The organism is Acinetobacter sp. ANC_7511, assembly GCF_056779975.1.
This window is the reverse complement of the sequence record NZ_JBWYIY010000015.1, coordinates 59,159-72,918: the sequence shown is the minus strand read 5'-3', so window position 1 is coordinate 72,918 and position 13,760 is coordinate 59,159. Positions and strand designations below refer to the sequence as shown.

Below are 13,760 nucleotides of genomic sequence, written 5' to 3'. Positions count from 1 at the left end.
CTCGTTTTAAAGTTTTAAGTCTTTAATCATGACTTTAAAAGCTTCACCTAAACTTGGGTGATCCATACCGTAATGCAATACCGCTTTTAAATAACCCAACTTGCTTCCGCAGTCAAAGGTTTGACCTTTCATACGATAGGCTTCTACCACGTCTGTTTGTTGAAGCATCGCGATCGCATCGGTGAGTTGGATTTCATTGCCCGCACCTTTTGGTGTTTGTTCAAGCAATTGCATGATTTTCGCAGGCAAAATATAACGTCCTACCACAGATAAGTTCGATGGTGCTGTACCCACTGCAGGTTTTTCTACAATCCCTTGCATTTGGATACTTTGTCCCTCAAGCGGTGACTCAGCAACATCCACAATCCCATATTGATCGACCATCTGGTCAGGGACAGCTTCAACCATAATTTGTGATGCTTGTGATTCGTTATATCGCTGAATCATTAAGCTCAAGTCATTAGTCGCTGACGAATCTTTGACTAAAACATCAGGAAGTAGTACAGCAAAATCATCATCGGCTACCACATCTTTTGCACACAACACAGCATGACCTAAACCTAAGGGTTGTGGCTGACGCACACTGATCACACTCACATGCGCGGGCAAAATTTCGGTAATTTCTTTCAGTAAATCAAATTTCTTTTTTTGTTCTAAGGTCGTTTCCAGCTCAAAACTACGGTCGAAGTAGTTTTCAATGGATGCTTTTGAAGCATGTGTGACTAAAATAATTTGTTCAATACCCGCAGCAATCGCTTCTTTGACCACATATTCAATCGCAGGACGATCAACGACAGTGACCATTTCTTTAGGAATAGATTTGCTTGCAGGTAAGAAACGTGTACCTAGACCTGCGACTGGAAGAATGGCTTTTTTGATCATAATGGATATAAATTAATAAAATTCAAATTAAGATGATTTTACTTCATCATGCTTTTCTTTTGGTTCGTTTCCTTCAAATAAAGAAGGACCTACATGCCCCGGTGCATTGATGCCTTCGCGCTTGAGCATGACTTTCACTGTTTTGAGCATAATTTTAAAATCAACACAAATGTTATGGTGATCTACATACCAAACGTCACATTTAAAACGTTCTTCATAATCTAGTTCGTTACGGCCACTGACTTGTGCTAAACCAGTCATACCCGGACGTACTTCTAAGCGACGAGCTTGCTCAGGTGAATAAAGTTCAACAAATTCTTTTAACATTGGACGTGGACCAACAACACTCATATCACCTTTAATGACATTAAAGAGTTGAGGCATTTCATCCAAACTCGTAGAACGAAGTTTCTGACCAAAGGGCGTGATCCGATCTTCATCAGGCAAAGGATTACCATTTTTATCAACAGCATCTTTCATTGATCGAAACTTAATCATTTTAAAAAGTTTACCATCTTTACCTGGTCTTTCTTGAAGAAAGAAAATAGGTGAACCTAAATTTTGACGAACTTTATACGCCACAATTAAGAATACAGGAGATAAAATTATTAAGGCCACAAGAGCAATCAGTATATCCACCAAGCGTTTCATTATATGAGTACCACTTTAATTAGAAGGTTTCTTGCGAAGAAAGTTATTATAAACTTTCCCTAACATACCACTGGGTAAAATTCGGAGTGCAGATCTGATGAGAAATAATATATTAGCATGTACAGGCGATTGAAGTTTGAGTTGTTTTTTTAGATCTAATAATTTTTTCTCGCTTTTAATATATTCAAGGCCTTTACGTCTTGCATGCATTCCATTACCAACTCTAGCATATAATATAATGTCTGCAAGATTAGCTACCTGAAAACCATGCCCTATTACTCTTAACCAAAGATTGTAATCTTCCATAAACAAATGATGTCGATAGCCTCCTACTTTTTGGATAACAGACTTTTTATAGGCAATAGTCATATGATTAAATGGGCAACGTGACTTAGCATATTTTATTATTTCGAAGTGTTTTTGGGGCACACATTTGATCACCTTAGAGTCATTAGGAACTTTATCGAATTCTAAAATTTGCCCCCCAAAAAGTACAACGTCAGGATTTTGCTGTATAAAATTAATTTGCTTTTCAAAGCGATCAGATGTACAAATATCATCAGTATCCATACGAAAAACCCATTCATTAGTACAATATTTCAATCCTTCGTTTAATGCCTGACCTAACCCTACATTACTTTCTAAAGGAATAACCCTTAATATTGTACCAAGTTGATTTTTCCACAGATCAATAACTTTAGATAATTCTAAACCAATTTTCCCATCTAAGACTAGAATAATTTCATTAGGTTTATATGATTGAGCCGTCCATATACTCTCAAAACAAAGATTCAACGCTTGAGGAGACTCTTTATGATACAAAGACATAAGAACTGAAATTAGCATGATTATTTACCTATATATCTGTAAATATAGACTAGTCATATAACGTGCTGATAAGGAATAGTAACTTTCTAAAGATAATGTAGAAAAATCTTTTTCAAAAATAAAGTCATCTAATAAAATTGCACAATCAGGATTTTTTTTAATAAACTCAACATGAGGCTCTATATTAGATAGAATTCCTACACAACCACAAGATATACCCTCTAAAATACTCATTGGATATCCTTCTGCTGAAGAATTAGATATAATAAAATCAGAAATTTGATAATAAATATGAGGATTATCTACATGTCCTAAAAAAACAATATTATCACTATCTAAGGCCTCAATCTTACATCTATTTAATTCTTCACCATCACCCAAAATAATCAACAAATCTGAGGATTTCGAATTTTTACAAAAATATCTAATGAGTTCAGGAACACATTTTCTTCTAATAATTCGACCAGAAAATATAAAAAATCTCTTATAACGATTTAAACCTAAATCCTGTCTTTTAAGAATTTTTTCTTGAATTGAAAGTGGTTTATAAACTCTTTGATCCACCCCATTATTAATTGAAATAATGTTTTTATTTTTTATTTTAGAAGCAATGTAGTTAGAAACAGAATCAGAACATCCAACAATATGATCAAAATTACCAAATTTATAATAAATTAAATGCATAAATGATCCTAAATAGCCCTTAAATAAACCATACTCTTTAGGGTAATCTCTATAAAACATACAATGTGCAGTTGAAATTTTTTTAGAATGGATATCCAATTTTGAAAGAATTTTATCAGGATAAAATCCATGTGAATGAACAACATCAAATTTTGAAAATAAATCTAATGCTTCATTAGCGTTCATTTTTCTATCAAAAAAAATGACTGAGGCCAAATTCTCTTCTACAATTTTATTTAGTAAAAAATTATCAAAATAACCATCCAAACAAATTATAGTACACTCAACATCATGATCAAGCATTCTGATATTGTTTATGATTCCAAGAACCACGTTTATTGGCCCACAATAAATTAACTTAGGAATCAAAAAAGCTACTTTCATTTTTCAGATGACAGATGACTAAAATTTTAATTATGATATCATAATGCTGAAATAAAAAACATTAGTTTTTAGGTATAAACTCATGCAGAATCTCAAGATAGATTTAAAAAAATTTTTTAGCTTAATCTTATTCTTCTTAAATCCAATTTTAGGATTTATTTACTCTATTTATAATGTACATAAAAAAAATAATAGAACTTTAATATTTATAATAATAGCTTTATTTTTTTCAGTTCTAACTATTAAAAACCCACCAGTACATGATATTTATAGATATTTACTTAGATTTGATAATATTAACACCTTAAAAGATATAGGGCTTTACACAAATGACTATTTTTTTGATTATCTAACATTAACATTTAAATTTTTTAATCTACCTTTCTTCCTACTACCCTCTATTTTTATATTCTTAACAGTATTTTTAGAGCTTAAAAGCGTTGATAGAATAATAAATTATTATAATTTAAGTAAAAAGAATACATTTATTATTATATTATTCACATTGGTGATTATCAACCCTATTAACATTAGTTTAGGACTCCGATCACACTTATCTTTTGCATTTTTTCTTTATGGTTTAACAAGCATCATAACGACATCAAATAAAAAATATTTTTTATACTTTATTTTGGCATTTATAACCCATACCGCCATTTTCCCATTAATTCTTAGTTACTTTATAAGTATATATTTTAAACCAAATAAATTATTAACAATAATGCTATCTGTTATTTGCTTTTTTATTTCCGCTGTAATCTTAAAATCTGTTTTTTCTTTGAATTTTTTCGCAGAAAACTTTAACACGCTTACAGTATATACTGAGTTTGACAATTTATCCGACAAATCAAATCGAGGCTTAATTTTCTTTTATATCAATATATCAATTAAACTATTAGTGATAGCAATTTATCTTTTTGCTTTTAAAATTAAAAACACTAATCAAACAGATATGAAATTCTTCTATTTTATTAATGTTTTATTAATTACAACATGCGCATGCTATTTTAGTGAAATTGCATTTGGCAGATATACCGGTTACGTTGCAATTTTATCAATAATAATTTTATTAACTAGAAATATAAGAAATAAAATATTATCAATTTTTCTATTATTTTACTTTAGTTACACATTACTAATTATTAACATTTATATTAATCGACATCATATCATTACCGGTGACTATATTACGCAAGCAATAAAACCACCACTAATGATTATGCTTTATTCTGATGAAGATTATAGAAAACTTCTATCAAATACGGATATAGATGGTTATCCTATATCAGGACCAGGCTCAAGGTAATTTTTTTTCGAAATTATTTAAAAACTTAAACACCAATCTCTTTAAAATATATTGAGCTTGAAATTTTGATAAAGATATTGATATAAGAACAAAAACAATAGTTTTTAAATAATTTCCCTTGCATCTCTCAATAATAGATTTACGTAGAAATATCATAGATTTATTATAATTCTCTTCGCTACCTTTATAATTTTCATAATAAAGATTTAGATTACTTAGACTAAATGAGTCATCAACTTGATACAACCTTTCATTATAAAGTTTTAATACATAATTACTCATAACTCTCTGTCTAAAACCAATAGTAGTATTGGAGTTCCCCCCTCTTAACCTTACGGAATAACTATAATCTGGTATATTTATGAACTTAAATCCTAAAGAATAAGCTCTCAACAAAAAATCATAATCTTCTACTCCTACAATTTCCCTATATCCTTTAAGTTTTTTATATACTTCATATTTAGCAACCCAAATATGTAATACTGGTGAAGCATATTTCATTGATAATTTTATACTACTCCAACTACTAGGCATTTTTTGCTTACCAATTACATTATCATTTTCATCAATAGATAAAACTGAAGTACCCACTAGACTATATTCTTGATTATATTTCATAAAATTAATCATTTTTTCTATTCTATCATTTTCACACAAGTCATCCCCATCCATCCTAGCAATATATTCTCCTCGGGCATGATCAAAAGCTTTATTTAAACTTTTTACAATTTTTAAATTTTCCTTATTCCTCAATAATAATATTCTTTTATCTAACTTCGCTAATTCAGATACAATTCTAAATGTTTCATCAGATGAACAATCATCAATAACAATTATTTGTAAATTTTTATATGTCTGCTCCATAATTGATAATATAGCGGATTTTACAAATTTCTCCACATTAAAAACTGGTATTAAGACACTTACTAAAGGCTTATCTGAAATCATCTTCAAACTCACAAAATATCATTATCTATTAAAAATTTTATAAAAATAATTTTTAGGATTTAACATAAGCTTAATTAATAGTAAGAAAATAAACTTTACAAAATTACTATTTTTTAGCTCAGCTAAGTATATCCAATCAATTTCCAACTTGGCCTTCGAATATAATTCATCATCCTTAAATAAAGATAACACCTGATTTCGACCAAAATTCATCATTTCTACATTTTTAGAAATATTTTCAGAATGACTTCTATACTTTGAAAAAATATCTGACAGATAATCTAACCTACCAATTTTAGATAGTTTCAACCACATATACCAATCTTCAATTATAATTTGGTTAGAGTAACCACCAACCGCCTTTAGCATTTGCAACCTAATCATTTGTGTCGGAGCTGGTAAATCATGTTTATGCAATATAATATCTTCAAAAGAATAACATCTATAATTTTTTTTGATAGTATTTAACTCTATTCCATTAATATCAATTCGAATATACCCCCCAAAACAACCAATACAGTCATTATTTTCAATAAGATAATCAACTTGAGATTTAATTTTGTTATTTAAGAACAGGTCATCTGAAGCTAATATAGAAAAATATTCCCCTTGACACCACTCAATAGCTTCATTTAGTGTTGTACTAAGTCCTTTATTTGGCCGACTTCTGAATTCAAAATGAGTAAATCTTACTTCGCAAAATTCTACCATTTCTTGAATTTTCGCCACAGAATCATCACTTGAACCATCATCAATAATAATCAGTTCAATATTTGTATAAGTTTGATCAATTACACTCTGAATACAATCTTTAACATATTTTTCATGATTGTAGCAAGGAATAACCACTGATACTAATGGATTCATATTCATAATAATTTTTTAACCGTCAACTTCTTACTTTACTAATAAGTAAATTTACATAATGCATTACAATATGGTCACGGATTATAACAAGTATTAAAGGATACAGTATTATACCTATGAGAATCTTAGTCAGTAAAACTTGCCAAAGCACAATATCATCTAAGTTTACCAAATTGATTACGGAGTACATAACTGTGGCAGCAAAAATATATTTAGTTGCAACTTTAAGTTGTGAACCTGCACCAAAACCAAATAACTTACCAGGAAAGTAAGCATTAATAAAAAAAGCTATAATTGTTGTGCCCATCATAGACCAAGCTAGAACTTCTATACCAAATGGTACGGATATTAAAAGTGTTGCAATAGTAAGTGGAAGTTTAATTAAATCGACTTTTAAAAATAAATCTGACCTACCTATGGCATTTAATATATTCATGTTTATTGCACTGATAGGTGTTATCGCACGTGCAAAACAAAGTATACTAAGTAAAGGAGATACTAGTAGCCACTCCTCACCTAATAATAATAAAACAATCTCATGAGATACCGCAGCCATCCCCATTAACAAAGGAAGAGAAACCAACATAGTAATAGAAATTAACTTCTTATATATACTGACTAGTAGCTCTTTTTCCTCTTTAACTGAAGTTAATATTGGGTAGGTAACTCCCTGTAAAGTAGAAGAAATAACTTGGTGTAAGTTATTACTTAAATTATTTGCTTGAGTAAAGTAACCTACTTGAGTAGCATTAAAATAACGCCCAATTAAAGCTATATAGAGATTATTCACAAAAGTAGCTACAAAACCGGCTATCATTAAATTCGAACCAAATTTGAATAAACTCTTGAATGACTCAACGCTAAATATTAACTTTGGGCTCCAACGGCAAAAGAACCACAAACAAATCGTATTAATCAACGACTTTATCACTAACATCCATACTAGTGCCCAATAGCTGTATCCTTTTAATGCCAAATAAAGTCCGACTGTAGATGACAGTAAACTAGCTATGGTATTTGATATTGTTTGGCTCTTAAAATCTATATTTATCGTTAACTTAGCTCGCACTACTACCGCAAAAGAATTAATGATCACGAGCACAAAAAGCACTCGTGAAATATCTAAAAGTTTCGGCTCATTATAAAAGTATGCAATGAATGGAGCTACGAGATAGAGCATCACGTAAATTGCAATACTCCATGCTATATTAATAAAAAATACTGTATTTTCATCAGCTTCACTTAAGTCTTTACTACGCTGTACTAAAGCTGAAGAAAAACCATTACTAACAACACTTTCTGCTAACAGTATAAAAATTGTAAGCATGCCAATAAGCCCATAACTTTCTGGACCTATTAATCTTGCTAGATATATAGTTACAGCCAAATAACCAATTTGATTAATTAACTTATCTGTAATACTCCAAGCGAAGCCATGTAAAGCTTTTTTTTTAAGAGACATAGATTCAGTTTAAATTCTGTTTTATAGTTTCCATTAACTTAAAAACCTCATCTATATCATTTTTAAATTTATCCATTGGTCTACTTAAAACTGTTTTTAAATGTGTAGTTGATATACCTTCGGTTCTTGTCAAATATTTTACTTCACAATACTCAGACAGGAAATCAAATTTCCCTTTCCAATCATCCCCCATCACAAATAAACTTACATCATTATCTATGATATCTTGTTTTTTTTGTTCCCAACTTTTTTCGGGAATCACCAAATCAACTCCTTTGATATTTTCTACTATATATTTTCTCTGTTCATATGGAATGATGCATTGCTTACCTTTTTGTTCATTAAATTCATCTGTAGAAACACCTACTATCAATCTATCCCCTAAAGAAGATAATCTTTTAATTAGATTTAAGTGTCCAACATGAAACATATCAAATGTTCCATAAGTAATAACTGTTTTACACACTTTTTATTTTACCTTTGATAATATCCACTATTTGGTCTGATGGCCTTAACTTAAAATATGGTAATATATAGTTATCGATAAAAAATTTATGTTCACTTTTTATTTCACAACCATAATTTAATTGCTTATCAACAAACTTAATTATGTCATCAAATGAGTAGCCAATCTCACATGCCATTAATGCTGCTTGACCAAACTTACTGTAATAATTTCCATGATTATTTTCATGTAATAGGTACATCACAGGCTTCTCTAAATATAGATATTCTGCTAAAAAAGACCCTGAATCATGAATCATGAAATCCGATTCAGCAAAAAGATTATAATAACTACCTTCACTTAATTGACTAAATTCATTATCACGCCAAAAAGCATAAAACTCATCAGTTCTCTTTACTCCCCATTCTGGGTGCAAATACAGTTTTGACTTTAAAATAGGATGTGGCTTAAAGCACCATGTTATATATTCTGCTTTAGTTAGTGCAAGCTCTTTAAACTTATCAGCATATTTCAAAAAGTTTGAATAAGGCAAAACTGGATCATCAATCGTATGATGTGGGGCCCAAATCACTTTTAGCCTTGTATCATTATTTTTCCAAACTTCGGATACAACCTTTTTCTCTTTTAAATCCATTAACTCTTCCATCGCTGGATAACCAGTGACAATTACATTAGCAGCGTTAGATTGAGCAGTTTTTTTAAACAATTCGTAAGATGCATTATGTGTTGCAAAAATAGTCATCATTGCATTATGAAAATATTGATCATATTGATCAATATTATTTCCATAAGAACCAACTTCATGATGATAAGGTACATAACAGCTCAAATAATTTAAATAAGCATCTTCATAATATTCCTTACGTGTTAAGTTGTGTGGATTAGTAAAGAACACAATATCTGGTTGTATTTCTTCAAGTGTGATCCAACGTTGTTCTTCTACATTATAAGAAGAAAGTAATGGATATCCTTTCTCTTTGAAATACTCATAGCATTCTTGCATATCCTGCTTCATACGTTTTTCCCCATAAACAGTATAAGGACATACAAGTATTACAGGCTCAAAGAAGGGGTCATTAAGCATTTTTTGAAAAACTGGATCAACTTTCCAAACGCTTTTATGAATAGCTAAAAAAACTACTTTGACTTTTTTTTTGCCTTTCATTTGTTGTAAAAGCTCTTGATGCTTATTTTGCATGTGCAAAAACAGCTTTCTCTTTTTTGGATTATCCACTAAATTCATCTTAAAAGGGTATAGCCAATTCTTTACAGCTTTAGGCAATAGTTTTTTAAATAGATCTAACATAATTACCCTACAAAAGAATTGATAACTTCTATTACTGATTGAACTTCATCAACATGCATTACAGGGCTAATAGGTAAACTTAGAACTTCTTCATGTAGAGCTTCAGTTAAAGGATAGCTATGACCATTCAACTCTTTATATGCTTTCTGCTTATGTGGAGGGATTGGATAATGAATTAACGTCTGAATATTATGATCTAATAAATACTTTTGTAATGCGTCACGTTTATTCGTACGAATTACAAATAGGTGCCAAACATGCTGATCGCAGGCTTCAACATCCACATTATCCAATGGAAGCTTAATAAGAGGATTCTTTATTCCATTCAGATATAAAGTCGCAATTTGGCGTCTATGCTGAGTTTCTTGATCTAAATAGTTAAGCTTAATATCCAACATAGCCGCTTGAATTTCATCTAATCGACTATTCACACCTTGGACTAAATTTTTATATTTTTCTTGTGATCCATAATTACGTAATGCTTTTAACATTGTTGCTAATTCAATATCATTAGTCGTGATAGCACCTGCATCACCTAATGCACCCAAATTTTTACCAGGATAAAAACTAAAGCCTGATGCGTCACCCCAATTCCCTGCTTTTTTCCCTCCTATCTGTGCGCCATGTGCTTGCGCTGAATCCTCTAAAACTAATAAATTATATTTTTTTGCGATATCTATAATTTTTGGCATATTAGAAAGTTGCCCATACAAATGCACAGGCAAAATAACACGAGTTTTAGGCGTTATTACTTCTTCTATTTTTAATGGATCTATATTATAGGTATTAATATCAGGCTCAACCAATACAGGTGTTAAATTATTGGCTGTAATAGCAAGAATACTGGCAATGTATGTATTCGATGGAACAACAACCTCATCACCATCAGTAATTTTTCCTAACTCTTTCCATGCACGCAATGTAAGAATTAAAGCATCAAGACCATTTGCAACACCTATGGCAAATTTTGTTCCACAATAGTTTGCAAAATTTTGTTCAAAACGCTCTAACTCATTTCCACCAATATACCAACCTGAATCTATAACTCGGGTACAGGCTTCTATTAATTCATCGCGATGTTGTTTATTAACACTTTTTAAATCAAGAAAAGGAATCATTCTGTATAACCTTTAATATATGCTGGATTGCCTACAACTACTGCATTTGGTGGCACATCTTTTGTCACAACAGCTCCAGCCCCAATCAGTGCATTTTCACCAATAGTAATCCCTGGTAGTACTGTAGCATTTGCCCCCACACTTGCTCCTTTCTTAATCAATGTCTTTGGGAAAGAATCAGGATACTGTTTTGATCTTGGTCTTTTGTCATTTGTAAAAGTTACACATGGGCCAACAAATACATTATCTTCAAGCGTTATACCATCCCAAATGTAAACACCTGACTTAACCGTAACGTTATTTCCTATTTTTACATCATTTTCAATCAATGTATGCGCACAGATATTGCAATTTTCACCAATGATTGCATCAGGAAATACAATACTAAATTGCCAAATTTTAGTCTTTAAGCCAATTTTTTCTGATTTTACATCTGATAGAGGGTGTATAAATGGTTTATTCACCATTTTTAAAAATGAACTGTAATCTCTTATATAATCATCCTCTGAAAAATGCTCGCTAGCGAGTACAAGAAGCACACAATCCTCTGAAAAATCATGCATTTCTCGCCACATCAAAGAATCGATAATTAATCCCTTAGTTGGAGATTCTAGAATTACTTCTTCTTGATTATGACCATTATCCAAAATAAAACGACAACTTCCCTTCAAACAGATCGCAACCTGTTTTAAGTCAATGTGTGCATGAAATCCTCGTGGTTTATTCGATGTATTAAAAATGTAATATAAGCGTTTTATCTCAAAAGGAATAGATTGATTCGACTCAAGCGCAACCAGACCACCTCTTTCATCGCCGAAACTCGGTAAGTCAATTAATTTCACTAAACTCATTTATTCACTTACCAAAGAAATTAGATATTGCCCATAATCATTCTTACTCATACTTTGACCTATTTCTAATACTTTCTCTTTGGTTAACCAACCGTTACTCAAAGAAATTTCTTCCAAGCAAGCAACTTTATAACCTTGTCGTTTTTCTAAAGTCTCTACAAACTGTGCTGCTTCAAGTAAACTTGCATGTGTTCCAGTATCTAGCCATGCGAAACCACGCCCTAGCAACTCTACATTAAGATCACCACGCTCCAAATACATTTGATTCACTGTAGTAATTTCTAATTCACCACGATCTGATGGCTTAACTTGCTTTGCAATTTGAATGACATCATTGTCATAAAAATACAAACCAGTCACAGCAAAATTTGATTTTGGTTGTTTAGGTTTTTCTTCTAATGAAATTGCTCGTTTTTTCTCATCAAACTCCACTACCCCAAAACGCTCAGGGTCTTTTACTTGGTAACCAAATACGGTTGCACCTTTCGCTCGAGCAACAGCTTGTTTTAACATTGGTGTAAAACCTTGGCCATAAAAAATATTATCGCCTAGAACCAAACAAACATTGCTCTCACCAATAAACTTTTCACCAATAATAAAAGCTTGTGCCAAACCATCGGGACTTGGCTGAATTGCATATTCTAAATGGATGCCAAACTGCGACCCATCACCTAGTAAGCGTTTAAAACCATCAATATCATCTGGTGTACTAATAATTAAAACTTCCCGAATACCAGCCAACATTAAAACTGAAAGCGGGTAATACACCATCGGTTTATCATAAATTGGAAGTAACTGCTTTGAAATTCCTTTTGTAATTGGATATAAGCGTGTACCAGATCCACCCGCTAAAATAATACCTTTTGTACTCATTATAACTTCACACCTAATCTCTCACGCTGGTAACTGCCATCTTGAACTCGGCGACACCAATCTAAATTATTTAAATACCATTCAACTGTTTTTCTGATACCACTTTCAAAGGTCTCTTCAGGCTTCCAACCTAACTCATTGCCAATTTTAGTTGCATCAATCGCATAACGTAAATCATGACCTGGACGATCTTTGACAAAAGTAATTAAACTTTCATAAGGCTCTGCATTCGCTTGAGGTCTCAGCTCATCTAAAATTTTACAAATCGTTTTAACTACTTCAATGTTTTGTTTTTCATTGTGCCCACCAATGTTGTACGTCTCTCCGACAACACCTTCAGTCACTACTTTATATAATGCTCTAGCATGGTCTTCTACATATAACCAATCGCGAATTTGATCACCTTTACCATAAATTGGAAGCGCTTTGCCTTCTAAAGCATTTAAAATCACTAAAGGAATCAATTTTTCAGGAAAATGGTAAGGACCATAATTATTTGAGCAATTGGTGATGATGGTCGGCAAACCATAAGTGCGTTGCCATGCTCGCACTAGATGATCAGAGCTTGCTTTACTTGCCGAATAAGGTGAACTCGGTGCATAAGATGTAGTTTCAGTAAATAAATCCGCTGTACCATCTAAGTCACCATATACTTCGTCTGTAGAAATATGGTGAAATCTAAATAATTGTTTTTTCTCTGCATCTAAGCTTAACCAATATTTACGACTCACCTCTAAAAGCGTATATGTTCCTACAATATTAGTTCTTATAAATTCTGCAGGTCCATCAATCGAACGATCAACATGAGATTCTGCGGCCAAGTGCATGATTAAATCTGGTTTAAAATATTCCAAAGCGTTTATTAAAGCCTCGGCATCACAGATATCAATTTGATCAAAATGATAGCGCTCATTTTGATCTACTTCTTTAAGAGACTCTAAGTTACCCGCATAAGTAAGCTTATCTATATTCAAAACTTGGTTATTAGTATTTTTTATAATATGTCTTACAACTGCTGATCCAATAAAACCAGCACCACCTGTCACTAGAATTTTCATATATACCCTAAATTATAGAACTAACTTTATAAAGCCATTGAGAATATTCAGCATTAAACAATGTCATTATAACATT

The 13,760-nt window shown here is 31.5% G+C and carries 14 protein-coding genes; 1 reads left to right on the top strand and 13 read right to left on the bottom strand.

Translation table 11 applies throughout. The features are described 5' to 3' along the window. Nucleotides 1-6: 6 nt before the first annotated feature. The 4 genes from galU to AC1M9L_RS11315 are packed head-to-tail and all read right to left on the bottom strand — an operon-like array spanning nt 7 to nt 3,429. On the bottom strand, nt 7-882 hold the full coding sequence (gene galU, locus AC1M9L_RS11330) for a UTP--glucose-1-phosphate uridylyltransferase GalU (protein ID WP_481592174.1): 876 nt from the start codon (nt 880-882) through the stop codon (nt 7-9). 27 nt (nt 883-909) lie between these two features. Then, nucleotides 910-1,533, bottom strand: a complete 624-nt coding sequence (locus AC1M9L_RS11325) for a sugar transferase (RefSeq protein ID WP_481592173.1) — start codon at nt 1,531-1,533, stop codon at nt 910-912. Between the two features lie 15 nt (nt 1,534-1,548). Further along, a complete protein-coding gene (locus AC1M9L_RS11320; protein WP_481592172.1) occupies nt 1,549-2,379 on the bottom strand; it encodes a glycosyltransferase in 831 nt (276 codons plus the stop codon). Between the two features lie 6 nt (nt 2,380-2,385). Beyond that, the gene (locus tag AC1M9L_RS11315; protein ID WP_481592171.1) at nt 2,386-3,429 is read right to left on the bottom strand and encodes a glycosyltransferase family 4 protein; all 1,044 of its coding nucleotides are present in this window, start codon (nt 3,427-3,429) and stop codon (nt 2,386-2,388) included. An 82-nt stretch (nt 3,430-3,511) separates the two neighbouring features. Here AC1M9L_RS11315 and AC1M9L_RS11310 point away from each other — a divergent pair, with 82 nt between their 5' ends. Next, entirely contained in the window at nt 3,512-4,735 is a 1,224-nt protein-coding gene (locus tag AC1M9L_RS11310) for an EpsG family protein (protein ID WP_481592170.1), read from the top strand. Here the strand turns inward: AC1M9L_RS11310 and AC1M9L_RS11305 are convergent. The 9 genes from AC1M9L_RS11305 to rfbB are packed head-to-tail and all read right to left on the bottom strand — an operon-like array spanning nt 4,727 to nt 13,684. After that, a complete protein-coding gene (locus AC1M9L_RS11305) occupies nt 4,727-5,683 on the bottom strand; it encodes a glycosyltransferase family 2 protein (protein WP_481592169.1) in 957 nt (318 codons plus the stop codon). The two genes, AC1M9L_RS11310 and AC1M9L_RS11305, sit on opposite strands and share 9 nt — an antisense overlap. Nucleotides 5,684-5,704: 21 nt before the next feature. Then, entirely contained in the window at nt 5,705-6,556 is an 852-nt protein-coding gene (locus AC1M9L_RS11300) for a glycosyltransferase family 2 protein (protein WP_481592168.1), read from the bottom strand. Nucleotides 6,557-6,572: 16 nt separating this feature from the next. Beyond that, nucleotides 6,573-8,012, bottom strand: coding sequence for a lipopolysaccharide biosynthesis protein (locus AC1M9L_RS11295; RefSeq protein ID WP_481592167.1), 1,440 nt, complete (start codon nt 8,010-8,012; stop codon nt 6,573-6,575). Between the two features lie 4 nt (nt 8,013-8,016). Further along, nucleotides 8,017-8,478: a glycerol-3-phosphate cytidylyltransferase gene (gene tagD, locus AC1M9L_RS11290; protein ID WP_481592166.1), complete on the bottom strand. Its 462-nt coding sequence runs from the start codon at nt 8,476-8,478 to the stop codon at nt 8,017-8,019. Then, nucleotides 8,471-9,784, bottom strand: coding sequence for a CDP-glycerol glycerophosphotransferase family protein (locus AC1M9L_RS11285; protein WP_481592165.1), 1,314 nt, complete (start codon nt 9,782-9,784; stop codon nt 8,471-8,473). The genes tagD and AC1M9L_RS11285 overlap by 8 nt, the downstream gene beginning before the upstream one ends. 2 nt (nt 9,785-9,786) lie before the next feature. Then, nucleotides 9,787-10,902 carry a DegT/DnrJ/EryC1/StrS family aminotransferase gene (locus tag AC1M9L_RS11280; protein WP_481592164.1) on the bottom strand — a complete coding sequence of 372 codons (1,116 nt, stop codon included), beginning with the start codon at nt 10,900-10,902 and terminating at the stop codon, nt 9,787-9,789. Beyond that, nucleotides 10,899-11,753 (bottom strand): WxcM-like domain-containing protein, encoded by an 855-nt coding sequence (locus tag AC1M9L_RS11275; protein ID WP_481592163.1) that lies wholly within the window; start codon nt 11,751-11,753, stop codon nt 10,899-10,901. Before AC1M9L_RS11275 ends, AC1M9L_RS11280 begins: the two co-directional genes overlap by 4 nt. Next, nucleotides 11,754-12,626 carry a glucose-1-phosphate thymidylyltransferase RfbA gene (rfbA, locus tag AC1M9L_RS11270; RefSeq protein WP_481592162.1) on the bottom strand — a complete coding sequence of 291 codons (873 nt, stop codon included), beginning with the start codon at nt 12,624-12,626 and terminating at the stop codon, nt 11,754-11,756. It abuts the gene before it with no gap. Beyond that, nucleotides 12,626-13,684 carry a dTDP-glucose 4,6-dehydratase gene (gene rfbB / locus AC1M9L_RS11265; RefSeq protein ID WP_481592161.1) on the bottom strand — a complete coding sequence of 353 codons (1,059 nt, stop codon included), beginning with the start codon at nt 13,682-13,684 and terminating at the stop codon, nt 12,626-12,628. The genes rfbA and rfbB overlap by 1 nt, the downstream gene beginning before the upstream one ends. Between the last annotated feature and the right edge of the window lie 76 nt (nt 13,685-13,760).